Genomic DNA, 21,748 nt, shown 5'->3' on the forward strand with positions numbered 1-21,748 from the left:
GCGGGTTACGGTTGCCAGACGGATGCTACTTCATTCTCGATGAGTGCTGGAAGCATGTACTCTCGCAATTCAGCTTCCTCGAAGTACCACTTCAAGCGGGATGGCGGGTTCAGGCTTACCTTCTTCGCTTGGTTGTTCAATTGCTTGAACAAGGAATCGTATCCCTCGAACCACGTTTGAGCCTTCATTTCGCCTTCGTCATTGCGTCGAAGGAACTGAGCATAGTGTGACTTGGCCTCTTGAAGTAGGCATTCCGCTGGCACAAAACCATCGAACTCCGTGCCGCTCCAAACCCACTCTTCGCTCCATCCCTCCTTGATGTTGTACGGCCGCCCGGTTATTCGCCCCTGGTACTTGCGGGAGCGCGCTGACATGCTGTGGTTTTTGTTTTCCGGGACGCCGGTTTCTTCGGGTGGACATTTTTTGCATTTTTCTCCCGTGCGCGGAACTGCTTTGGCGTCGGTCTTGGCTTTAGTCTCGTCCTTCGGTGTGTCGCTAGACAGGCTCGCCGTCCCCGCCAGTCCGACCCCGCCCAACAAGGCGGCGCCAGCTCGCGCCAAAACCGGCCCAAGTTCCGCCAATACTCCCTCCAGTAGTGGAAGTGCTGCTGCCATTCTCAAGTCCCCCGTTGTATTCCGGATGTTCGACGCGCCACTTTATGACGCGAAAGTAATCGTGAAATCGTTCGTCTGGTGATCGACCGGGCCGCGTGAGCCACGCTTGCGTGGCTGGCTTCGTGTAGAAGCTCGGTGCGTACGCTTCGATTCGCAGAAACGCCTCGACGTTTTCGTCCGATTGGATGCCGAGCTGTCGTGCAGCGACGTAGGCATTCCAGAGTCGCGTGGGCAGCGTGCTGTCGTCGGCAAGTTTCGGATCAGCTTTGACGAGATCCTGCCTGACGCGCTCGACGTATCCGCGCGCGTCGATCTCGGCAAGGCCGGCGACCTGTTCGCTTGTCAGCTCAAGCATGCGGGTGTACTCCCCTCAGTTTTCCATTCGCTTCGACGAGCCAGTTGAACGTCGGCACGAAGAACTGCATACGCTGGGTGAATTCCATCAGCGACGCCATGTCGGGCATGATGCGAGCATCGTAGAACCGCAGAAGGGCAGTGCGGCCGTCCGGGAGACGTACGTCGAGGCGACTGCGCAGATCGTCAGCGAGCGATTCGATTGGGTATGCGCTGATCAGCCAGGACACGCCAGTGGGGCTGCTGGCCATCGTGGCGAGCGCTTGTCGGATGCGGCCGGATGCGCGCTCATAGTCGACTAGCCACGGCCCGGCATCGGCCAGCGACGCATCGGACGTGTTGTCGAACAGTGCGGCGGCCGCCTGTGATCGTTGAGGTGACGAACCGTTGGCTGCGTCGGCGTAAAGAAGGCCGTCCACTAGGGCGTACAGGTGCACCTTCATGGTCAGTTGCTGTTGCCGCTTGATGAACAATGCTTCGATCGAATTCTCGGTCATGTTCTACCCGCGCGCGATCATCGTCGCGGCATTCTCTGCCGCAGCTTTCAGGCATTCGAGGCAGAGCGTGGGCGAGGGGGCAAGCGCTGCCGCAGTGGCTGCGACGGCAGCGACTGCGCCGCCAGTCGTCGCTTCGCCGGATCCGACGTCGTCGAGCGTGGCGGACGACTGCGATGCGATCAATGTCGCCCCGCACGCGGTCTTCATGCCCTCGATGGCGGTTTCGCGCCCGTCAAAGGTGTGTGGATATCGCCGACCTGTCGCGGGCAGAATCGGAAAGACCCCCTTGCACTGCGGGCAAAGCACCATGTGCCCGACGCCTGCAATGGGTTTCCCGTCAATGGTCGCGGTCGCGCTGCCCTCCAGCACGCGGCCGCCATGCGTCGTCGTGTCGCCGACGCAGATCATGGCTCGGGCCATATGTTCTCTCGTAGGTGTGGTTTTCGTATGAATTTACCATTTCCGGGAGAGAGGCCGACCGTTGGCTATCTCGCACTCAGTCAACTATTGTCAATCGAAGCGAGTGCCGTCGATCAGGCGGCGGAGCTGGTCAAGTGCGAACAAGTCGGGCGAGCCGTTCTTCTTCTATTCCAGTTCGGCGGCGCAGACCATTTTTTCCATCAGCCGCAGTGTTCGGCGCACATGAACGACTTCCAGCACAAACCGTTGCTCTATCGCAAGCGATCGATTTTTCTTGAAATTGGGTGCGCTCGACAAGTCGTGCAATTCATTCCATGTCAGGCGCTGGAACTTACCGGCCGCTGCATGCATGCAGCCTGCGGCAACGCAATCACGGGCCCCTGATGAGCACTGCTCCCGCCGACATGAACCTAAAAGGTCGCGGAGAGCAAGGGCAGCCCAGAAGCCAGTCCGCGACGTGGGAATCACTGGGCATCACGGCTCCTGCGTCGAAAACCAAAATACTGTATATTTATACAGTCATGGAAAGCCATCCTGTTATCTTCTCGACCGCCCTCCGCCTCCACTGGTGGCGAGGGTACATGGTTGGCGTAAGCCCGTTTATCCTTCCGCCTCGGCGGCATGGAAAACGGGATGGTGCTGCGCGCGCAAATCTGTTAAAAATAGCGCGCACGGTAGTCCGGGGGATGAGAGAAGAGAACATGGACATTATCCATGACAAAGCGCCGCGGGAAACCGTCGGCCGAGAGACGACCAATCGCTTTCGAATGCAGTTTCAAGCTGCAGCATTCGCAGCTCTGGAGATTCTTAGCGGCAAGGATGTTGATCGCGTTTACTGCGACTATCACGATGACTTTGTCGTGCGGCGCAACGTTGGCGGTTCCATCGAATATCACTTCTTCCAAGTCAAGACAAAGGGTCGAGCTAATCAACAGTGGAAGGTCGACGAGGTTTTCTCGCTGAAGAAGAGGGAAAAACTCGACACTCAGGAAAAGCTCGCTGCAGTTCGAAACAGCATTGCTGGAAAACTTCTTGTTCACACGATAGAGTTTGGAGAGCAGTGTCGAGGGGCAACTGTTCTTAGCAATGTTCACTTTCAGGATGATGTCTTTGAGGTCCGAGAGGGTCTCATGGTCGGGAAATCCAACCGTGCTTACGTCACTCAATTAATAGACAAATTTTGTGAAATCTTCTCGCCAAGCAATCCGCTGTCTGACGATGAGCTGAAGGCAGCGAAGTCGAAGCTTACTTTCTTGCAAGTGTCGTATCTTGGTGAAACCCTTGAACCTTTTGCAGACGCTGCGCGAAACGCAATTTGGAAGCATAGTGAAATTGACCTGCACAAACACGAGGTTGACGAGATAGCAAACAGTCTCGTCAACCTCGTCGAATCAAAATCTTGTGCTCCGATTGGTGGACTCACTAAAGAACAAATAGAAATTATTGCGGGAATTGGGCTTGGCGATCTCCTAAAAGTCCTAAGCATTTCCACTGAAGTTTATAAGAACCTGCTTGATGGGGGCGATCCCGCGGCAATTAAAGCCGCGTCCATTTTGCAACGACAATTGAAGACGGCTGGCGCGCCCGAGAGCATGATTGAAACTGCGTCCCGTGCGAAGGTCTCTTGGGATGTCTGGCTTCGTACGGCGCGACATACGTTCCCAGAATTCGACCTCGGACTGTTGCTCGAAGATATTGACACCAAATGTAAGGCGTGGATTCTTAGCGGCAGTGCTCTTGGCGATCTTCGAAAACAGGTAGAAGAAGTGCTCAGATCAGACCTTGCCAAGAAATTCCCACCGCTGGATATTGATTTGTTACTTGGTGGTTTTTGTGCATCGATTGTTCGGAGGGCGTCACGATGAATGCTACCCAATTCTTCGATGAAGCGGCCAGGCTCGATATTCGCTTGAACCTTCCTGCCGAGTTGTCGGTTCCGGCGCACTCATTGAGCAATGAAGCACTCTTTCATCTACCTTTGTTGGCGATGACAATTCTGGCGATTACAAAGGGGACGGCTAAACCGCTATTGCCGGAAATTGGGCAGCTGGTTGGTGAATGCCTCGAACGCACGGTGGCTGGCTTCAAAGGATCATCGCAAGATATAGGCTGGTCGGGTAACTTACGCATTCGAACCATTAAAGCGCTGACATTCCTGGAAACCACCAAACAGATTGCCGTGGACAAACATACGCGACGGATTTCGGCCACCGAACTTGGTAAAAAGGTCTATCAAGATGCCATCGCGGGCGAAAGCTTGCTTGCCATGTCTATGAAAACTATCGAGCTGAGCTATCAATATATAAGAGACGAAGCTCGAATTAGGGGGGAAGTAAATTGAGGCTGCGGTCACTCAAAGTTGAGCCGCTCGGACAGAACGGCTGGGAAAGCCCGTTGCTTGAATTTGGATGGCGAACCACGCTTATCTTTGCAAAGAACGGCAGCGGCAAGACACCAATCATTCAATCTCTTGCTGCGAGCTTGGGGTTCCCGCCAAAGTTTCGTGATGAAATATTCGGAAAATGCGCTTCCGTGACGCTGGAGGCGGACCACGATGGGGAGCCATTGGTCATTCGCCGAATTCTGGGGACCAGTAATCGCGAATTTCACGCCATCCTGGGCTATCGTGGCGAAGAGTCAGAACACTTTAATGAGGGCTCGTTTTCCATAGCACTCTTCGAGGCACTTGGCCTGCAGCCGCCTCGGCTTCTATCAAACAAGGGTGATGCCGCGCAACCCTACATATCCACGGTTCTGCCAGTTTTCTATTTGAATCAAGGCGATGGTTACACCGCAGCCTACAAATCGGCGAGCTCGTTTATTTTGGACCAATTCGTGGAGATGGTCCGTTTCGTATTTGGCCTGAACCCCAAGCACTCGTTTGATGTCAAAAAGGATCTCGTTACTGAGAAGGCAGCACTGGAGGCGCAGACACGGAAGATCGTTGCTTCTCAACGTATATTTGAGTTTCAATCCCGAGGCGTTGACGACAGCTCAGCCCACGAGGAAGCGCTTCAGCATCGTGCCACTGAATTGGTCACACAAGTCGAATCGCTACGTGATTCGGTTGACGCGAAGGGTACGGCGAATTCTACCCTCAACGATCTTCTTCGGCAAAAGGACCAACAGATTCGTGCAAAGCGAATGGAGCTTTCCGATGTTCAAAATCGAGTCTCGGGGATCGATGCAATACGAACCGAGATTGAAGGTGAGATTAAGACTCTCGGCCTCAACGAAGAAGCCCGTCGAGTATTCTCCTCGTTCCATGAGATTTGTAGTGTTCCAAATTGCGGCCTTTTTATCGGTAGTACCGAGTCGTACGGGAAAAATCTGCTCTATCTGCGCGATCAGATCAAAGATCTGGACCGAAATGCGTTGCGAGCGGAAATGCGAATTGAGCAACTCGAAGAGGTCTTGAAAGATTTGCGCGAGGAGCGTCAAGTGCTAGTGGACAAGTTGGACTCGCCTGCTGCGGCCGGCGTCGACCAATTGGTGACTGCGGTGCAGGCGCTGACGAAACAGATGGTGGAAACCCAGGCTGAACTCGGACGAATTGCTGCACTCAAGGAGGAACGCTCCAAGCTCTTCAAACTGGAAGTGGAGCGTTTGCGCATTCAGGATCGCATCGATAGCTTGTCTAATAGCGGGCGAGCCGACAATGAGTTCAACAAACTGCGCCTCCAACTGCGCGAGTTGGCTGTCAAATGGATGGACATATTGGATGCCCAGAATGTGTCGAGGAACGTCGACATCGATTTGGAACTCCGGTTCAAGTTCAACGGCGAATCGCTGGACCTCTTCTCAGGTAGCACGAAAATTCGCCTAGTATTGGCTATCCACGCCGCGCTGTTCGAGGCGTACATCTCCGAGCCATCACGCCCGTTCAGGTTCCTCATCTTGGATACGCCGAAGCAGCAAGAGCTCCATACTGAGGACCTAGCCAACTACCTGTGCAAGCTTGAGAGTCTTTGCGCAGCAAACAATGCCCAGCTCATCCTTTCGTCGACCGAGTACGACCACCCGACTGGACAGCAAGACAAGCGCTGGTTGCCGATGTACAAGGGATTGGACCATCCGATGTATCTGGGAACACACGCCGATTTCCTTGGCAACTAGGCATGCGAGTAGTCAGCGTGGGTGGACAGTGAGCCCCTACCTGACTGGCCGCAGCTTCTGCGTAGCGTTCGACGGGTGCCAACGTTGACCATCTGCTGAGGGGCGGCAACGAGTGGCTGCATCCTTCTGCAACCGGCCATATCAGTCATCGGTTTGATCGAAGACGTCGTCACTCGAGTGTCCCCTTTGCATTCGACATGGAACAGTTATTTTGTGCCGATTCTTGCTGCGATACTCCGCGCATGTGTCGACGCTCGATCTGAGTAACTGCTGCTACCCAAGTGAGGATGGGCATTGCCGTCGCGGAGAGCTGAATGACGGCAACGGGTCAGTAGCGATTATTGAGAACTGTGACCAAGCTGTGCCTGCGACAAAGATAGATAGTTTGGAAATTCAATAAAGATCAGCAAAATCCGCATAGCCTGCGTTCTGACCGGCGCGAGACTAATGTTTAAAGATCAATGGATTACATGTCTTTGTCGGTGATCGATCGTCATCGATATATTGGTGGAATTCCTGTGAGCGGGGACGAGAGCAGGCCGTAGTGTAAGGCAGCGTGCGCAACCGTCTAGGCGCGGCGAATCGTCCCGCCGCGCGTCATTCGTCATCGGAATCGGTTGCCGCGGAGGGTACGGCGGCGCGCGCATTTTGATCTACGCTGTATGAATGTGCGAAACGCGGCAGGCGCGGCGCCGGTTGCTCGGCGGGGCGCAGCGTACCGGCCGGACAACACCAACCTGAACAGGCGACGGAGCGACCTCGCGATGATCTTCCGGCAACTTTTCGACCCGCAATCGTCGACCTACACCTATCTGCTCGCCGACCGCGGGTCGCGCGAAGCGCTGCTGATCGATCCTGTGTTCGAGCAGGTGCGCCGCGACGTGGCGCTGCTCGACGAGCTCGGGCTGCGGCTCGTCGCGACCGTCGACACGCACGTGCACGCCGATCACGTGACGGGCGCGTGGCTGCTGAAGCAGCGCACGGGCAGCGCGATCGCGATCTCGGCCGCGAGCGGCGCGCAGGGTGCCGACCGCTACCTGAACGACGGCGACCGCTGCACCTTCGGCGCGCGCTACGTGACCGTGCGCACGACGCCCGGCCACACGAGCGGCTGCATCAGCCTCGTGCTCGACGACGAATCAATGGCGTTCACCGGCGATTGCCTGCTGATCCGCGGCACGGGCCGCACCGACTTCCAGCAAGGCGACCCGCGCGCGCTGTATCGCGCGGTGCACGGCCGGCTCTTCACGCTGCCGGCCGCGTGTCTGCTGTACCCGGCGCACGACTATCGCGGCCTCACGGTGACGAGCGTCGGCGAGGAGCGGCGTTTCAATCCGCGGCTCGGCGGCGATCTCAGCGAAGACGATTTCGCCGGCTACATGCACAACCTCGGGCTCGCGCACCCGCGCCAGATCGACGTCGCGGTGCCGGCGAACCTGCAATGCGGCGTCGCCGCGAACGCACCCGAAGCGCAGGCGGCGCCCGACTGGGCGCCGCTCGTCTACACGTTCGCCGGCTTCTGGGAAATCGATCCGCAATGGCTCGAGGATCATCTGCAGGCTGTGCAGGTCGTCGACGTGCGCGAACCGGACGAATTCACGGGCCCGCTCGGCCACCTGCCCGGCGCGACGCCGATCCCGCTCGGCGAGCTGGCCGCGCGCGCCGGCGAGATCGCGCGCGACCGGCCGGTCGTGACCGTGTGCCGGGCCGGCGGACGGTCCGCGCAGGCGAACGTGATCCTGCTGAAGGCCGGCTTCGACGCGGTCGCGAATCTCGGCGGCGGGATGCTGCGCTGGCGCGCCGAAGGGCGCGTCGTGATGGACGGCCGGTCGTAGCGGCCGGAGGTTGCGCGACAAAAAAATTCCGGACCGATGTCGAAACGGCCCGGCGCCGTTCGTCGTCAAGGTATCCGTTCATAGGGTGCCGCATGACGCGGCGCCGAAATCCCTGAGAGGTCACGCGATGATGCCGATGCTTTACGCCCATCCTTTTTCGTCCTACTGCCAGAAGGTGCTGACCGCGTTGTACGAGAACGGCACGCCGTTCGAGTATCGCCTGCTCGCGCACGACGATCCGAAGCCGATGCAGGAACTGACCGCGCTGTGGCCGCTGAAGCGCTTTCCGGTGCTCGTCGATGCGGGTCGCACCGTGGTCGAGGCGTCGATCATCATCGAGTATCTCGGCCTGAACCATCCGGGCCCCGTGCGTCTGCTGCCCGAGGATCCGCTTGCGGCGCTCGAGGTGCGGGCGATGGATCGTTTCTTCGACAACTACGTGTCGACGCCGCAGCAAAAGGTCGTGTACAACGCGCTGCGGCGGGAAGACGAGCGCGATCCGCGGGGTGTCGCCGATGCGCGCGCGATGCTCGACACGTCGTATGCGTGGCTGGACAAGAAGATGGCCGATCGCGAATGGGCGGCCGGCGACCGCTTCAGCCTCGCCGATTGCGGCGCGGCGCCGTTCCTGTTCTACGCGGACTGGACCCACCGGATCGATCCGTCGTTTGCGAACGTGATTGCGTATCGCAAGCGTCTGCTGGCGCGGCCGTCGTTCGCGCGCGCGGTCGACGAGGCGCGGCCGTTTCGGTCGTTCTTTCCGCTCGGCGCGCCCGATCGAGACTGACATGCGCGGCCGTCGCGCGGCGTGCCGCCGCCGCGCATGGCCGGCAGCGCGAGCCCGGGCGACGGAAGGACAGTAACGGCAGCATCGCGGCGCCCGCCCGTCACATCGTGTGCGTGGCCGACTGCGCGAGCGTCAGCAGTTCGTCGAACTGCGTGATCAACTCGAAGCACAGCAGGAACGCGAGCGTATAGGCCGGCGCGGGGAAGCGCCGGATCATCTCCAGCACCTGTGGCGCGAAGCGCGACCGGACCGCGTCGCGCGTCAGCAGCCAGGCGATCGCGATGCCGATAGCGGCGCCCGCGATCAGGTCGGTCGGGTAGTGAAAGCCGAGGTACGCGCGCGGCAGGCAAATGAATACGGCCGAATAGAGCAGCGCGAACACGCCGGCGCGGCGCGCGATGATGAAGATGCCGGTCGCGATCGCCATCCACAGCATCGCGTGATCGCTCGGAAACGAACTCCATGCCTGCAACGTCGCCGCGCGCAGCCCAGCCGACGGAAACTGCAGGTGCAGGTCGGGGTTGTAGATCGGCCGCACGCGGAACGGCAGCACCTGCGCGAGCAGCCGGCCGATCGCGAGCGCGACGAGTCCGCTCGCGATCGTCGCGACGACCAGCTCGCGCTGCCGCTCGCGGTTCGGGCCCGGCTGGAACCACAGCCAGCACAGCACGGGAACGAGCACGAAGCCCTTGAACGTGTACAGGCCCGCGATCACGCGGATCGCATGATTCATCAGCGGGCCGAACGTCACGTGGGTGAGGAAGATCTGGATCGTGGTGTCGAAATGGTTCATGTTCTGCGACCCCGACGGATGCGCAGCGCAAGACATGCGGCCGGCAGGATCTGAAAGCGCGCTCGCACCGGAGCGCAACGGGGGGCAAGTATGTCACCCGTTATTTCGAAGAAAATCCGAAAAAATACCGGGAATCCCCTGATAAAACGGGGCTGCGTGGCGGGGCCGGATGGGAGCGCGCCGTACGGCGCGGCAGCGTCGAATCGTCCGACGTTTGCGCGCGCATTTGCACGGCTGCCGGAAAAATATTTGGTTCAACTGGACAATTCGGCGGGCCGTCGCGGACCTTGCGCCGGATGAACGAATGCGGGCTGCCGACCACGCGAATCTGTCGGGCCGCGCAGCGCGATGCATGCGCCGATCGAAAATAAAAGAAAAGGCGGGCAAGCCCTGTGGGCCTGCCCGCGTTGGCTGCGCGACGCCGAGTCAGTTGCGCCAGACCCGCACGGTGAGCGCGGCCAGCGACGTCGCGACGGCCAGCGCGGTTACCGCATTCCAGCCCAGTTGCGCGAGCAACAAACTGCCGATCGCGGCGCCGGCCGCCATCCCGATGAACATGCCGACGAACAGCACCGCGTTGAGGCGGCTGCGCGACGCGGGATCGATTCGATAGACGATTGCCTGATGCGCAATCAGCGTCGCCTGCACGCCGAGATCGAAGCCGATCGTCGCGACTGCGAGCAGCACGAGCTGCGCATGCGGCGACATCAGCGGCGCGGCGGCCATCGATGCGAACGACAGCGTTGCGATGCCGATGCCGATGCGCGTGACGCGCTCGGGGCCGTGACGATCGGCCAGTCGCCCGGCAATGGGCGCGGCCAGCGCGCCGGCGGCACCGGCGAGGCCAAAAGCGCCCGCGGCCGCACTGCCGAGGTGGAACGGCGCGCCGTGCAGCATCACCGCGAGCGTCGACCAGAACGCGCTGAACCCGATGGCCAGCAGCCCCTGCGCAAGCGCGGCGCGACGCAGCTCCGGATGATGGCGCCACAACGCGCCGAGCGACCCGATCAGCGCGCGATACGGCAGGCGCGTGGTCGGCTCGAAGTGCGGCAGCCCGCGCGCGGCCACGACACCGATCGCGGCGACGCTGGCAGCCGCGAGTGCGAACATCACGCGCCAGCCGGCGGTCTCGGCGACGAACCCGGCCACGACGCGCGACAGCAGGATGCCGAGCAGCAGCCCTGTCATCACCGTGCCGACGATGCGGCCGCGATGCGCGTCATGCGCGAGCGTCGCGGCGGCCGGCACGACGTCCTGCGCCATCGTCGCGGCGAGGCCGATCGCGAAGCTCGCCGCGAGCAGCAGCCCGAGCGACGGCGCGACGGCGGCAAGCAGCAGTGCGACGACCAGTGAGGCGGCCTTGGTCGCGATTACGCGGCGCCGGTCGAAGCGGTCGCCGAGCGGCGCGAGCAGCAGGATGCCGAGCGCATAGCCGAGCTGCGTGAGCGTCGGCACGAAGCCGATCGCGCGCGCCGACGCGCCGAGATCGGGCCCGAGCGCGCCGAGCATTGGCTGCGCGTAGTAGAGCGGTGCGACGCCGAGGCCGGCGGCGGCCGCGAGCAGCAGCACGAGCCGGCGATCGGGCGTCGAAGGGGCGGCCGGGCGGGCCGGGGCTTGCGCCACGAGGGGCGCGGCGTCGAGACGGGTCGGGGTGGACATGGCGTGCATCCTTGGTGGGATAACGGGATGGACGCGAGTGTGGCGGCGCGCGGCCGACCACGGTAGTGCCGCCTTGCGCAGATTTGTTATACGCTGCACGAATGACTGAAAAATCTTCCGCTTCTCCCGCTGCTGGCGGGTCTTCGCGCGTTCAGGCAGTGCCGGTGGACGGCGCCGGCTATCGTTTCGAGCTGATGGAAACCTTCGTACGCATAGTCGAGGCCGGTAGCCTGTCGGCTGCCGCCGCGCAACTGCATACGACGCAGCCGACGATCAGCCGGCGGCTGCAGGCGCTCGAACGCTCGCTCGGCATGCGGTTGCTGCAACGGACGACGCACACGATGCGGCTGACCGTCGACGGCGAGCGCTGCTTCAAGCGTGCGAAGGAACTGCTGGCCAACTGGGCGGCGTTCGAGGCCGACCTGCGCGGCGCGCAGGAGGAGCCCGACGGGCTACTGCGCGTCGCGGTGCCGCACGCGTTCGGTCAGGAGCGTTTCGTCGGGCCGCTCGCGCAGTTCCTGCGCGACTATCCGCGCGTGTCGGTCGAATGGCTGCTGCAGGACGAGGTGCGGGATTTCATCGGCAGCGGCATCGATTGCGCGATCCAGGTCGGCGAGCCGACCGATCCGTCCGTGGTCGCGATCCGGTTGACGAAGGTGCCGCGCTTCGTGGTCGCCGCGCCGTCCGTGCTGAACGGCACCGACGTGCCGGCCGACCCCGCCGCGCTGGCCGCGTTGCCGTGGCTTGCACTGCGCACGTATTACCGGACCGAGCTGGCGCTGACGCACGCCGTCACGGGCGAGACGCGACGCATCGCGATCCGTCCGCGCATCACGACCGCGAACCTGTACGCGCTGCGCAGCGCGGCGCTGCTGGGTGTCGGCGCGTGCGTCGGTTCGTCATGGATGCTGGCCGACCACCTTGCGCGCGGCGAGCTCGTGCACCTTGCACCCGAGTGGCAGGCCGCGCCGCTGCCCGTCTACCTGACCTACCCGCATGCGCAGTTCTATCCGTCGCGGCTCGTGCGGTTCGTCGCGATGATGCGCGAGGCCGTGCCGGGGCTTGTCGAAGGGCGCGACGTCTGATGCAGGGCGTCGCTGGACGCCGGCTGGCGCAGCGCGGTCAGCCGCGCCGGATCCCTTCGGGCAGCGCGCTGATGCGGCGCACCTCGGGCGAGTCGAGCCACGCGCGCGACGTGGCGCAGTCGGCGAACATGTCGGTCGCATCCTCGCCCCAGAACAGGTCGCCGTCGAGTTCGAAGGTCGGCACGCCGAATACGCCGTGCGCGATCGCTTGATCCGTGTTCGCGCGCAGCGCGTCCTTCACCGGCTGTGCTTCGACGGCCGTTACGCCTTCCGGAAAACCGACGGCTTCGCACAGGGCGGCGAAGCCTTCCGGCGTCGACACGTCCTGGCCGTCGCGCCAGATATGCCGGAAGATCCGCCGGATCGCGTCGGGCGTACTGCCCATCGCGATCGCGAGGCGCAGCGGCTTGATCGGGTTGAACGGGTGCGCGGGCGGCATCCGGAACGCAATGCCGAGCTTGTCCGCGCGGTATTGCGCGTGACGATAGGTGAAGACGCGTTTCGCCGCGATCTCGGCCGGCGCTTTCTGGCCCCAGTGCGTGAGCAGTGCGCCGAGCACGATCGGCCGCGCGTCGAACGCGGCCGCGGGCGGCAACCGGTCGAACTGTTCCTGCTGCAGGTACGCGAACGGCGAAACGAAATCGAAATACCAGGTGGCGGTGCGCGCGGCGTTCATGGCGGATGCCCCTCATGCATGTCGGGTTGGCGGTTGCGCGCAGGGTGCGCCCACGGGCGGCGCGCGATGCGTGCATCGGCGGCCAGTGTCGCATGCGGCCGCCTTTCGCGCTGCCGCGTCGCCGCTCGTGCGCGGCCGGCTACGACCCGGCGTCGTCCGCTGCCGACGCAAGCCGCTCGAGACTGTCGCGCACGGCGGCCGCGTCGTAGCGGGCGCCCGCGCCGCCGAGTGCAACGGTCGCCTTTTGCGCGAGCGGCAGCAGCATCGCGAGCACCGCTGCCATCGCCGGCGCGGCGGAGAGCCGCGATTTCGGGCCCGACACCGTCAGCGCGCCGACGCATTCGCCGGCCGCGCCGAACACGGGTACGGAGGCCGATGCCGTCTCGGGGTCGCGCTCGCCGTACGACGCGGCCCACATCTGTTCGCGCACGTCGTCCCAGCGTGCGTCCTGCGCGTCGGTGAACGCAAGCAGCACCTTCCCGGACGCGCCCTGGCGAACCGGAAATTCCTCGCCGACGCGAATCGACACGCGCACCGCGCGTGCGGGCTCGACGCGGTAGAGCACCGAGCGCGTGTCGCCCTGGCGCACGTAGAACGACGCCGTTTCCCCGAGTTCGCGGCTCAGCGTCTCGAGCAGCGGCTCGACCACCGGGCCGACCCGGAACGAACGCTGGTACAGCGCGGCGAGCCGCAGCGGCTCGTGTCCGACCGCGTACTGGCCGTCGTCGAGCTTGCGCATGAAGCCGCCATGCTCGAGCGCGGCGAGCAGGCGCAGGATCGTGCTCTTGTACAGCCCGGTGCGGCGCGACAGCTCGGCGAGCGACAGCCGGTCGTCGGTCGGTCCGAATGCACGGAGGATCGCGAACGCGCGATCGAGAACGGCGACGCCGCTGGAGGCTTCGGTCGCCGCATCGGGCCCGTCGTCGGCGTGATCTGCTGGAGTCGTAGGCACTGCCTGCTTCCTTCGAATGATGTGCGGTCGACTATATCGTTCTGTCTGGCAGAACTCAAGTTCCAGAAAATCGCGTTTTCACGGGTATACCCCGCTTACTGCTCGTTCGACGTGCGCCTAAAGTTCTATCAAATAGAACAATGTTCTTTCAGATAGAACGATGAGGTGTCGAATGAGCGTTTCCGAATATCCGAAGGTGCTGGTCAGCGAGGTCGGGCCGCGCGATGGCCTGCAGAGCATCCGGACCGTGATGCCGACGGCCGGCAAGCTGCGCTGGATCACCGCACTGGCCGCGGCCGGCCTGCGCGAGATCGAGGTGGGGTCGTTCGTGCCGGCCAGGCTGTTGCCGCAGATGGCCGATGTATCCGACGTCGTCGCGCACGCGCTGGCGATTCCCGGGCTGCACGTCGCCGCACTGGCGCCGAACCTGCGCGGCGCCGAACACGCGTTCGTGGCGGGCGTGCACAAGCTGACGTTGCCGGTCTCGGTGACGGACGCCCATTCGCTCGCGAACATCCGCAAGACGCCCGCGCAGATGATCGACGAGGTGCGCGCGATCGTCGCGCAGCGCGATGCGCGGTTTCCGTCGATACAGATCGAGGCGGGCGTGTCGGTCGCGTTCGGCTGCACGATCGCGGGCGCCGTCAGCGACGACGAGACGATCGCGATAGCCGTCGCGATGGCCGAGTGCGGTGTCGACGAGATCGGCCTGTCCGATACGAGCGGTTATGCGAACCCGGCACAGGTGCGCCGGCTGTTCGCGCGTCTGCGCAGTGAGGTCGGCGACAAGGCCGGCGGCGCGCATTTCCACAACACGCGCGGGCAGGGGCTCGCGAACGTCGTCGCGGCGCTCGACGCGGGCGTGACGACGATCGACGCGAGCCAGGGCGGCCTCGGCGGGTGTCCGTATGCGCCGGGCGCGACCGGCAACATCGTCACCGAGGATCTCGTGTTCCTGCTCGAATCGATGGGGATCGACACGGGCGTCGACGTCGACGCGCTGCTCGCCGCACGCGCGATCCTGCACGACGCGCTGCCGTCCGAGGCGCTGTATGGCCATGTACCGGACGCCGGGTTGCCGAAGGGCTTTCGTTATGCGGACGGACGCGTTCCGACGGCGCCTCAACCGGAAGGCTGCCTGACGGGAGTCGCGCAATGAACGACCGGTTACCTGCTTCGACGCTGCCGTACGAAGGCGTGCGCGTGATCGAGATGACGCACATGGTGATGGGCCCGACCTGCGGGATGCTGCTCGCGGATCTCGGTGCGGAAGTCATCAAGATCGAGCCGATCGCGGGCGACAGCACGCGTGCGCTGCGCGGTTCCGGCGCGGGCTTCTTCGGGATGTTCAACCGCAACAAGAAGAGCCTCGCGGTCGACGTGAAGGACCCGCGCGGGCTGGAGATCGTGCTGCGGCTCGTCGCGACGGCGGACGTCTTCAGCGAGAACTTCAAGAGCGGCACGATGGACCGGCTCGGCCTCGGTTATCCCGCGCTGCAATCGCTGAATCCGCGCCTCGTGTACGTGTCGCACAAGGGCTTCCTGCCGGGGCCGTACGAGCATCGCACCGCGCTCGACGAAGTCGTGCAGATGATGGGCGGGCTGGCTTACATGACGGGCCCCGAGGGCCGGCCGCTGCGCGCGGGCTCGAGCGTGAACGACATCATGGGCGGCATGTTCGGTGCGATCGGCGCGATGGCCGCGCTCGCGCAGCGCGAGCGCACCGGCCACGGCCAGCAGGTGCAGAGTTCGCTGTTCGAGAACAACGTGTTCCTCGTCGCGCAGCACATGATGCAGTTCGCGGTGACGGGGCAGGCCGCGTCGCCGATGCCGAGCCGGATTTCCGCGTGGGCCGTCTACGACGTGTTCGCCGTGAAGGACGGCGAGCAGATCTTTCTCGCGGTGGTGTCGGACACGCAGTGGGCGCTGTTCTGCGATGCCTTCGGCTTTGCGGCGCTGAAGGACGATCCGCGCCTCGCGACCAACAACCTGCGCGTGCAGGCGAGGGAGTGGCTGCTGCCCGCGTTGCGTTCGCGGCTCGCGCCGCATTCGGCCGCGGAGATCGGCGCGATCTTCGAATCGATCGGCTTGCCCTATGCGCCGATCACGAAGCCGCAGGACCTGTTCGACGATCCGCATCTGCTCGCGACCGGTGGCCTCGAAGCCGTGACGCTGCCGGCCGACGCGAGCAGCGCCGGACGTCCGGTCGACACGCGCACCGCGCTGCTGCCGCTGACGCTCGCGGGCGAGCGCCTGCGGCTGCGCTCGGCGCCGCCCGCGCTCGGCCAGGACACGCGCGCGCTGCTCGGCGAGCTCGGCTACACGCCGGACGAGGCGCGTGCGCTGATCGACGCCGGTGTCGTCGCGGGGCGGCACGGCGCGGACGACGCGGCGCACGGCGACGGGCCGGGTGGCGCGCCGTCGCCGAACGAAGTGGCGAGCGCGTAGCGCGGTCGCGATCCATCGAACGAACAAAGGCGACCGGGGCGCGCACCGCGCGGACACGGATCGCCGTATCCACGGAGACAACCATGACATCCGCTTCCCCGGCGATGGCCGCCGATCGCGAGACCGACTCTTCGATCGAGCAACGGGCCGTGCGCAAGGCCGCGTGGCGCTTCATCCCGCTGCTCGCGCTCGCGTATTTCTTCAACTATCTGGATCGCACGAGCGTCGGGTTCGCGGCCCTCACGATGAACCGCGATCTCGGGCTGACCGCGACGCAGTTCGGCTGGGGTGCGGGGATCATGTTCGCGGGCTACTGCGTGTTCGAGGTGCCGAGCAATCTCGCGCTGTACCGCTTCGGCGCGCGCCGCTGGCTCGCCCGCATCATGATCACGTGGGGGCTGATGGCGGCCGCGACCGCGCTCGCGACCGGGCCGACGAGTTTCTACGCGATCCGGCTGCTGCTCGGCATCGGCGAGGCCGGCTTCTTTCCGGGCGTGATCTTCTTCCTCGCCGTCTGGTTTCCGGCGAGCTACCGCACGCGCGTGCTGGCGTGGTTCACCGTGTCGACGCCGCTGTCGTCGCTGATCGGTGGCCCGCTGTCGACATGGCTGCTGCAGCTCGACGGCGTGCTCGGCCTTGCCGGCTGGAAATGGATGTTCATCGTCGAAGGGCTGCCCGCGTGCGCGCTCGGCTTCTTCGTGCTGAAGCTGTTGTCCGATTCGCCGGCGGATGCTGCCTGGCTGTCGGACGACGAGCGCGCCGCGTTGCGCCGTGCGTTCGAGCGCGAAGGCGCGGCCGCCAGCCGGAAGAAGCGCTTTGGCGTCGCGCTGCGCGACGTGCGCGTGTACCTGCTCGCGCTGATCTCGTTCGGCTTCACGATGGGTTCGTACGGGATCGGCATCTGGCTGCCGCAGATGCTGAAGGCGCACGGCATGACGACGATGCAGACGGGCTGGCTGTCCGCGGTGCCGTACTTCTTCGCGACCGTCGCGCTGCTGTGGTGGGCGAAGCGGGTGGACCGTCGCGGCGGCCCGGTCGCGAACCTCGCCATCGGGCTGTTCATCGGCGCGGTGGCACTCGGCGTGTCGACGCATTTCCTGACGCTCGGGCCGGCGCTCGTCGGCATCACGCTCGCGCTGATCGGCACGATTGCCGGCCGCACGATCTTCTACACGCTGCCGTCGCGCTTCCTGTCCGGCCAGGCCGCGGCCGGCGGGCTGGCGCTGATCAACTCGATCGGTGCGCTCGGCGGCTTCGCGGGCCCCTATCTGGTCGGCTACCTGAAGGACAGCTTCGGCACTTTTACTGCCGGCATGCTGGGCCTGGCGATCGTGCTGGCGATCACGACGCTGCTCACGCTGTCGCTGTATGCGTTCGACCGGAGCGAGTGACATGGACACGACGATTTCGATCAAGCGGCGCCGGCTGCTCGGCGCGGCCGCCGCGTCGCTCGCGCTGCCCGCGTGCGTCGATACGCACGCACCGGCTCACGATGGAGCTTCCCGCATGACCACGCAAGGCAACTATCTCGCGGTCCGCCCCGACTGGCTCGCGTCGGCGCTCGAACCCGCGCTCGAGCCCGACCTGCCGATCGTCGACGCGCATCATCATTTCTATGAGCGGCCGGGCTGGATCTACATGCTCGACGACTATCTGCAGGACGCGCGGTCGGGCCACAACATCCAGGCGTCCGTCTACATGCAGGCGCAGACGCGCTATCGCGATGCCGGCCCGGCCGAACTGAAGCCGGTGGGCGAAACGGCCTATGTCGCCGGCGTGACCGAGCCGCTTCAGCATGGCCATCCGGCCGTCGCGAAAGGCATCGTCGGCCACGCGGACCTGCGCCGCGGCGAACGTGTGCGCGAGGTGCTGGAAGCGCATCTCGAAGCGGGGCGCGGGCGGTTTCGCGGGGTTCGGCACCTGACCACGTGGGACGCCGATCCGACGCTCGCCAATCCGCTGTCGGCGGTGCCGCGCGGGCTGCTGCTCGATCCCGCGTACCGGGCCGGCGTCGCGCAGCTCGCGCCGCTCGGGCTGTCGTATGACGCGTGGCTGTTCTTTCCGCAATTGCCCGAACTGTTCGATCTCGCGAAGGCCAACCCCGATACGCGGATCATCGTCAATCACTGCGGCGGCGTCGTGCGGATCGCGAGCTATGCGGACCGGCGGCCGGAGGTGTTCGAGCGCTGGTCGGCATCGATGCGCGCGCTCGCGCGGCTGCCGAACGTGTATGTGAAGGTCGGCGGGCTCGGGATGCGCATCAACGGCTTCGATTTCGACAAGGGCGCGCGGCCGCCGTCGTCCGTGCAGCTCGCCGACACGTGGAAGCCGTGGATGCTGACCTGCATCGAGGCGTTCGGTGCCGAGCGCTGCATGTTCGAGAGCAATTTCCCGGTCGACAAGGGCTCGTATTCGTATGTGAACGGCTGGAATGCGTTCAAGCGGCTGACCGCGCACGCGAGCCCGGACGAGCGCGACGCGCTGTTCCGGGGCACGGTCACGCGCGCATACCGGCTCGGCTGACGCGTATCGCGACGACAGGCTGGTGCATGCTCACCCGGCTTCCACCAGCGCCGCGAGCTTCGCCAGCGCCATGCGCCAGCCGGTCTCGTTGTCGGCGGCCGGCACGCCGGGCGGCACCCCGTCGTGCACGGCGTCCACGCGCGTGCCGCCGGCTTCGTCGGACAGCGTGATCGTGATCGTCATGGCGCCGCGCAGCATCGGATCGTCGGTCTCGAACACGTCGATCTCGACGATCCGCTCGTCCGGCACGAGCGTGACGAAGCGGCCGTGATAGGTATCGGTGTGCGTGGTGGTCTTGCCGGTGCCGGCTGACGGCACGTCGTAGCTCAGCGACACACGCAGCGCCCCGCCCTCGCGCGCATCGAACGCGTCCACGCGGCACGTCATGCCGTCGGGCACCTTCCATTGCTCGACCGCGTGCGGATCGAGCAGCGCGCGGTAGACGCGCCCGCGCGGGGCGTTCAGGTGCCGGCTGACCCGGGTCGAATGCGTGTGCGTGTGCAACATGTCGCCTCCCGCGGAGCGCGCGCGACGGTGCACGCCGGATGCCGGCGTGTCGTCGCGCTTCCTTCAGGAATCGTAGGCGCGGGCGGGGCGGCACGCAATGGCCGCGCGAGCGCACTCACCCGCGTTCAGCGCAGCGCGGCCGCGAACGCGTCGAGTTGCGTGATGCAGGTGTTCCAGCCCTCGAAGAAGCCGAGCGCTTCGTGGCGCTCGCGCGTCGCGGCATCCGGATGCATCACGCGCGCCTCGTAGCGGCTGCCCGCTTCGTCGTCGGCCATCGTGATGATCGCCGTGAAGCCCATCCACGGCACCTGCGGCCGCCAGCCGCCGGCGAGCATCGACGTGAACGCGATGCGCGACTCCGGCACGATTTCGACGAAGCAGCCGGGATTGTCGCTCGTGCCGCCATCGGGGCCGCGCATGAACGTGTGGAAAGCGCCGCCCGGCCGCAGGTCGAACGCGCGCACCTCGGTGGTCCACGGTTTCGGGCACCACCATTCCTTCAATAGCTCGGGGTCGGTCCAGGCACGCCACAGAGCGTGGCGCGGCGCGCGCAGCGTGCGCGTGATGACGAGATCGTGGGCTTCAGCGGGTTCGACGTGGCTTGCTGACATCTTGGACCTCCTGGTGACGGCGTTCGACGAATTCGACGAGACGATCGGATCGCGCTTCCCACAGCGCGCGCTGCGCGGCGAGCCATTGCTCGGCCTCCGTCAGCCGGCTGCCGACCAGCGCGCAGGTGCGCGAGCGGCCGGTTTTGCGGGTCTGGACGAGGCCGCTGCGCTCGAGTACCGCGACGTGCTTCATGAACGACGGCAGCGCCATGTCGAACGGCGCGGCCAGCGCGGAGACGGTCCGCTCGCCCTGGCCGAGCGCGCTGACGATCGCGCAGCGCGTCGGATCGGCGAGTGCGTGAAAGACGTCGCTGATGCCGGGTTGAAAGTTAGCCATGTGGCTAGGTATAGGCGATGCAGCGGGAATTTTCGTCGCGTACGATGATGGGGCGGCAACACGCGCCGACCGGGCGCCGCGTTGCTGAAAGCCTGCCGCCGTTGCGTGAGCCGCGACGATCGGCCGGTGTTCCTTTTGATCCGGGCGTACGCCGCGCTCACGCGGTGCGGCGCGCCTGACTACCGGAGATGGCATGACCGAACTCGTTACCGTCCGCCGCGTGGGCGCGAGCGATGCGAGAGCCTGCATCGACGCGCTGGCCGATGTGCTGATCGACTGCGTCGAGGGCGGCGCATCCGTCAGTTTCATGTTGCCGATCGAGCGCACGACCGCCGTTGCGTTCTGGACGCGCGTGGCCGAGGGCGTCCAGAACGGCGAGCGCATCCTGCTCGTCGCCGAGGACGCGGCCGGCCGGATCGTCGGCACCGTGCAGGTCGTGACCTCGCAGCCCGAGAACCAGCCGCATCGCGCCGATATCGCGAAGATGCTCGTGTCGCGGCACGCGCGCCGGCAGGGCGTCGCCGCGCAGCTGATGGCGGCGGCCGACGCGGCCGCGCGCGACGCCGGCAAGACCGTGCTCGTGCTCGACACCGTGACGGGCGGCGACGCCGAGCGGCTTTACGAGCGGGCCGGCTGGCAGCGCGTCGGCGTCGTGCCGAACTTTGCGCTGATGCCCGACGGCACGTTCTGCGCGACGACGTTCTTCCACAAGCAGCTCGCGTAGCGGCGGGCGTCATGCATCCCGTCACCCCGGCGCTCCTGTTCCTCACGCTCGCGGCCGGTGTCGTCGCGCTGCTCGCTCCGGCGTTGCTCGCGGCCGCGTGGCGACGCCGCACGCAGGTGCCGTTGCGGGTGTTTTGCTACGGCATGCTGACGTTCTTCGTGTTCCAGCCGGTGTTGCGCCTGTCGTGGCAGGCGCCGCTGTTCCACTGGCTCGGGACCGACCCGCGCTGGCATCTGCCGATGCTCGTGTTCGCGGCGTTGACGGCAGGGCTCTTCGAGGAATGCGGGCGTTGGGTCGCATTCCGGTATCTGCTGCCGAAGCGGCGCGACGCGCAGACGGCCGTGATGCTCGGGCTCGGGCACGGCGGGCTGGAGGCGATGCTGCTCGTCGGCGTCGGGTTTCTCGCGATCGGCACGGGCTACCTGCTCGCGCACGCGGGCGTCGTCGTGCCTGCCGGCGTGCAGTCGTTGATCGGGTCGCAGTTCACGGGCATGACGCTCGCGTCGCCGTTTCTCGCGCTGCTCGAACGCGCGAGCGCGCTGGCCGCGCATGTCGGCTTGTCGCTGATCGTGCTGCAGGCGTTCGTGCGCGGCACGAAGCGCTGGCTCGTGTATGCGATCGCGTTCCATTTCTTGTTCGACCTCGTCGCGGTGCTGCTGTCGCGGTACTGGCATGTCGATACCGTGCTGATCGAGGCGATCCTGTGCGCGTGCAGCGCCGCGCTCCTGTGGTTCGGCATTCGCCGGAGCCGCTGGGGGACGGGTGCCGGCGGCACGCGCCCGGAGCACGCCGCGTGACGCGTGTTGCCAG

Annotated in this window: 23 protein-coding genes and 1 pseudogene; 13 read left to right on the forward strand and 11 right to left on the reverse strand. The window is 64.8% G+C overall.

The genetic code is table 11. The annotated features are described in order from the left end of the window. Window positions 1-5: 5 nt before the first annotated feature. From H3H55_RS18095 to H3H55_RS18110, 4 genes are read right to left on the reverse strand one after another with little or no spacing between them, the layout of a single operon-like run. A complete protein-coding gene (locus H3H55_RS18095) occupies window positions 6-581 on the reverse strand; it encodes a restriction endonuclease fold toxin 5 domain-containing protein (RefSeq protein ID WP_226800291.1) in 576 nt (191 codons plus the stop codon). Beyond that, complete coding sequence (locus tag H3H55_RS18100) at window positions 496-969, reverse strand: hypothetical protein (protein WP_193099636.1); 474 nt, start codon at window positions 967-969, stop codon at window positions 496-498. The genes H3H55_RS18095 and H3H55_RS18100 overlap by 86 nt, the downstream gene beginning before the upstream one ends. Continuing rightward, window positions 962-1,465, reverse strand: coding sequence for a DUF4123 domain-containing protein (locus tag H3H55_RS18105; RefSeq protein ID WP_193099637.1), 504 nt, complete (start codon window positions 1,463-1,465; stop codon window positions 962-964). Before H3H55_RS18105 ends, H3H55_RS18100 begins: the two co-directional genes overlap by 8 nt. Window positions 1,466-1,468: 3 nt before the next feature. Beyond that, complete coding sequence (locus H3H55_RS18110) at window positions 1,469-1,885, reverse strand: PAAR domain-containing protein (protein ID WP_193099638.1); 417 nt, start codon at window positions 1,883-1,885, stop codon at window positions 1,469-1,471. Between the two features lie 27 nt (window positions 1,886-1,912). Here H3H55_RS18110 and H3H55_RS18115 point away from each other — a divergent pair, with 27 nt between their 5' ends. The 6 genes from H3H55_RS18115 to H3H55_RS18140 all read left to right on the forward strand — a co-directional run bounded on the left by H3H55_RS18115 (window position 1,913) and on the right by H3H55_RS18140 (window position 8,623). Next, on the forward strand, window positions 1,913-2,269 hold the full coding sequence (locus H3H55_RS18115) for a hypothetical protein (RefSeq protein WP_193099639.1): 357 nt from the start codon (window positions 1,913-1,915) through the stop codon (window positions 2,267-2,269). Further along, a complete protein-coding gene (locus tag H3H55_RS18120; RefSeq protein WP_226800293.1) occupies window positions 2,269-3,750 on the forward strand; it encodes a dsDNA nuclease domain-containing protein in 1,482 nt (493 codons plus the stop codon). The genes H3H55_RS18115 and H3H55_RS18120 overlap by 1 nt, the downstream gene beginning before the upstream one ends. Continuing rightward, entirely contained in the window at window positions 3,747-4,226 is a 480-nt protein-coding gene (locus tag H3H55_RS18125) for a hypothetical protein (protein WP_193099640.1), read from the forward strand. The genes H3H55_RS18120 and H3H55_RS18125 overlap by 4 nt, the downstream gene beginning before the upstream one ends. A 53-nt stretch (window positions 4,227-4,279) precedes the next feature. After that, the gene (locus tag H3H55_RS18130) at window positions 4,280-6,001 is read left to right on the forward strand and encodes a hypothetical protein (RefSeq protein WP_193099641.1); all 1,722 of its coding nucleotides are present in this window, start codon (window positions 4,280-4,282) and stop codon (window positions 5,999-6,001) included. A 764-nt stretch (window positions 6,002-6,765) separates the two neighbouring features. Next, on the forward strand, window positions 6,766-7,836 hold the full coding sequence (locus tag H3H55_RS18135) for a rhodanese-like domain-containing protein (RefSeq protein WP_193099642.1): 1,071 nt from the start codon (window positions 6,766-6,768) through the stop codon (window positions 7,834-7,836). 127 nt (window positions 7,837-7,963) lie between these two features. Then, a complete protein-coding gene (locus H3H55_RS18140; RefSeq protein ID WP_193099643.1) occupies window positions 7,964-8,623 on the forward strand; it encodes a glutathione S-transferase family protein in 660 nt (219 codons plus the stop codon). Between the two features lie 100 nt (window positions 8,624-8,723). Here H3H55_RS18140 and H3H55_RS18145 read toward each other — a convergent pair whose 3' ends face one another. Further along, window positions 8,724-9,416, reverse strand: a complete 693-nt coding sequence (locus H3H55_RS18145; RefSeq protein WP_193099644.1) for a phosphatase PAP2 family protein — start codon at window positions 9,414-9,416, stop codon at window positions 8,724-8,726. Window positions 9,417-9,842: 426 nt separating this feature from the next. Further along, complete coding sequence (locus tag H3H55_RS18150) at window positions 9,843-11,075, reverse strand: MFS transporter (protein ID WP_193099645.1); 1,233 nt, start codon at window positions 11,073-11,075, stop codon at window positions 9,843-9,845. Window positions 11,076-11,176: 101 nt separating this feature from the next. Here H3H55_RS18150 and H3H55_RS18155 point away from each other — a divergent pair, with 101 nt between their 5' ends. Then, a complete protein-coding gene (locus H3H55_RS18155) occupies window positions 11,177-12,160 on the forward strand; it encodes a LysR family transcriptional regulator (protein ID WP_193099646.1) in 984 nt (327 codons plus the stop codon). A 37-nt stretch (window positions 12,161-12,197) separates the two neighbouring features. Here the strand turns inward: H3H55_RS18155 and H3H55_RS18160 are convergent. After that, a pseudogene (locus H3H55_RS18160) lies at window positions 12,198-12,856 on the reverse strand (2-hydroxychromene-2-carboxylate isomerase). 119 nt (window positions 12,857-12,975) lie between these two features. Continuing rightward, window positions 12,976-13,788, reverse strand: a complete 813-nt coding sequence (locus H3H55_RS18165) for an IclR family transcriptional regulator (protein ID WP_193099648.1) — start codon at window positions 13,786-13,788, stop codon at window positions 12,976-12,978. Between the two features lie 172 nt (window positions 13,789-13,960). Between H3H55_RS18165 and H3H55_RS18170 the strand changes: the two genes are divergently transcribed. The 4 genes from H3H55_RS18170 (at window position 13,961) to H3H55_RS18185 (ending at window position 18,759) form a co-directional block, all read left to right on the forward strand. Further along, window positions 13,961-14,947 (forward strand): hydroxymethylglutaryl-CoA lyase, encoded by a 987-nt coding sequence (locus H3H55_RS18170; RefSeq protein ID WP_193099649.1) that lies wholly within the window; start codon window positions 13,961-13,963, stop codon window positions 14,945-14,947. Next, complete coding sequence (locus H3H55_RS18175; protein ID WP_193099650.1) at window positions 14,944-16,236, forward strand: CaiB/BaiF CoA transferase family protein; 1,293 nt, start codon at window positions 14,944-14,946, stop codon at window positions 16,234-16,236. The genes H3H55_RS18170 and H3H55_RS18175 overlap by 4 nt, the downstream gene beginning before the upstream one ends. Window positions 16,237-16,319: 83 nt before the next feature. Then, entirely contained in the window at window positions 16,320-17,627 is a 1,308-nt protein-coding gene (locus H3H55_RS18180; protein WP_193099651.1) for an MFS transporter, read from the forward strand. A 1-nt stretch (window position 17,628) separates the two neighbouring features. Beyond that, a complete protein-coding gene (locus H3H55_RS18185) occupies window positions 17,629-18,759 on the forward strand; it encodes an amidohydrolase family protein (protein WP_193099652.1) in 1,131 nt (376 codons plus the stop codon). 30 nt (window positions 18,760-18,789) lie between these two features. Here the strand turns inward: H3H55_RS18185 and H3H55_RS18190 are convergent, their stop codons facing one another. The 3 genes from H3H55_RS18190 to H3H55_RS18200 all read right to left on the reverse strand — a co-directional run bounded on the left by H3H55_RS18190 (window position 18,790) and on the right by H3H55_RS18200 (window position 20,214). Then, the gene (locus tag H3H55_RS18190; RefSeq protein WP_047902268.1) at window positions 18,790-19,266 is read right to left on the reverse strand and encodes an SRPBCC family protein; all 477 of its coding nucleotides are present in this window, start codon (window positions 19,264-19,266) and stop codon (window positions 18,790-18,792) included. A 125-nt stretch (window positions 19,267-19,391) separates the two neighbouring features. Then, a complete protein-coding gene (locus tag H3H55_RS18195) occupies window positions 19,392-19,877 on the reverse strand; it encodes an SRPBCC family protein (protein WP_129515942.1) in 486 nt (161 codons plus the stop codon). Beyond that, on the reverse strand, window positions 19,849-20,214 hold the full coding sequence (locus H3H55_RS18200) for an ArsR/SmtB family transcription factor (protein ID WP_129515941.1): 366 nt from the start codon (window positions 20,212-20,214) through the stop codon (window positions 19,849-19,851). Before H3H55_RS18200 ends, H3H55_RS18195 begins: the two co-directional genes overlap by 29 nt. 193 nt (window positions 20,215-20,407) lie before the next feature. Here H3H55_RS18200 and H3H55_RS18205 point away from each other — a divergent pair, with 193 nt between their 5' ends. Both H3H55_RS18205 and H3H55_RS18210 read left to right on the forward strand, forming a co-directional pair. Next, window positions 20,408-20,938 (forward strand): GNAT family N-acetyltransferase, encoded by a 531-nt coding sequence (locus H3H55_RS18205; protein ID WP_193099653.1) that lies wholly within the window; start codon window positions 20,408-20,410, stop codon window positions 20,936-20,938. 11 nt (window positions 20,939-20,949) lie between these two features. Further along, on the forward strand, window positions 20,950-21,735 hold the full coding sequence (locus H3H55_RS18210; protein ID WP_193099654.1) for a YhfC family intramembrane metalloprotease: 786 nt from the start codon (window positions 20,950-20,952) through the stop codon (window positions 21,733-21,735). Window positions 21,736-21,748 lie beyond the last annotated feature (13 nt).

The organism is Burkholderia sp. Z1 (assembly GCF_014893795.1).
Lineage (GTDB): Bacteria > Pseudomonadota > Gammaproteobacteria > Burkholderiales > Burkholderiaceae > Burkholderia > Burkholderia theae.

Coding starts and splice junctions, on each gene's coding strand:
- H3H55_RS18190 (WP_047902268.1), bottom strand. CDS start 19,266: ATGTTGCACACGCACACGCATTCGACCCGGGTCAGCCGGCACCTGAAC.
- H3H55_RS18120 (WP_226800293.1), top strand. CDS start 2,269: ATGAGCACTGCTCCCGCCGACATGAACCTAAAAGGTCGCGGAGAGCAA.
- H3H55_RS18195 (WP_129515942.1), bottom strand. CDS start 19,877: ATGTCAGCAAGCCACGTCGAACCCGCTGAAGCCCACGATCTCGTCATC.
- H3H55_RS18150 (WP_193099645.1), bottom strand. CDS start 11,075: ATGTCCACCCCGACCCGTCTCGACGCCGCGCCCCTCGTGGCGCAAGCC.
- H3H55_RS18115 (WP_193099639.1), top strand. CDS start 1,913: ATGAATTTACCATTTCCGGGAGAGAGGCCGACCGTTGGCTATCTCGCA.
- H3H55_RS18105 (WP_193099637.1), bottom strand. CDS start 1,465: ATGACCGAGAATTCGATCGAAGCATTGTTCATCAAGCGGCAACAGCAA.
- H3H55_RS18110 (WP_193099638.1), bottom strand. CDS start 1,885: ATGGCCCGAGCCATGATCTGCGTCGGCGACACGACGACGCATGGCGGC.
- H3H55_RS18145 (WP_193099644.1), bottom strand. CDS start 9,416: ATGAACCATTTCGACACCACGATCCAGATCTTCCTCACCCACGTGACG.
- H3H55_RS18135 (WP_193099642.1), top strand. CDS start 6,766: ATGATCTTCCGGCAACTTTTCGACCCGCAATCGTCGACCTACACCTAT.
- H3H55_RS18155 (WP_193099646.1), top strand. CDS start 11,177: ATGACTGAAAAATCTTCCGCTTCTCCCGCTGCTGGCGGGTCTTCGCGC.
- H3H55_RS18125 (WP_193099640.1), top strand. CDS start 3,747: ATGAATGCTACCCAATTCTTCGATGAAGCGGCCAGGCTCGATATTCGC.
- H3H55_RS18185 (WP_193099652.1), top strand. CDS start 17,629: ATGGACACGACGATTTCGATCAAGCGGCGCCGGCTGCTCGGCGCGGCC.
- H3H55_RS18180 (WP_193099651.1), top strand. CDS start 16,320: ATGACATCCGCTTCCCCGGCGATGGCCGCCGATCGCGAGACCGACTCT.
- H3H55_RS18100 (WP_193099636.1), bottom strand. CDS start 969: ATGCTTGAGCTGACAAGCGAACAGGTCGCCGGCCTTGCCGAGATCGAC.
- H3H55_RS18200 (WP_129515941.1), bottom strand. CDS start 20,214: ATGGCTAACTTTCAACCCGGCATCAGCGACGTCTTTCACGCACTCGCC.
- H3H55_RS18175 (WP_193099650.1), top strand. CDS start 14,944: ATGAACGACCGGTTACCTGCTTCGACGCTGCCGTACGAAGGCGTGCGC.
- H3H55_RS18140 (WP_193099643.1), top strand. CDS start 7,964: ATGATGCCGATGCTTTACGCCCATCCTTTTTCGTCCTACTGCCAGAAG.
- H3H55_RS18210 (WP_193099654.1), top strand. CDS start 20,950: ATGCATCCCGTCACCCCGGCGCTCCTGTTCCTCACGCTCGCGGCCGGT.
- H3H55_RS18205 (WP_193099653.1), top strand. CDS start 20,408: ATGACCGAACTCGTTACCGTCCGCCGCGTGGGCGCGAGCGATGCGAGA.
- H3H55_RS18170 (WP_193099649.1), top strand. CDS start 13,961: ATGAGCGTTTCCGAATATCCGAAGGTGCTGGTCAGCGAGGTCGGGCCG.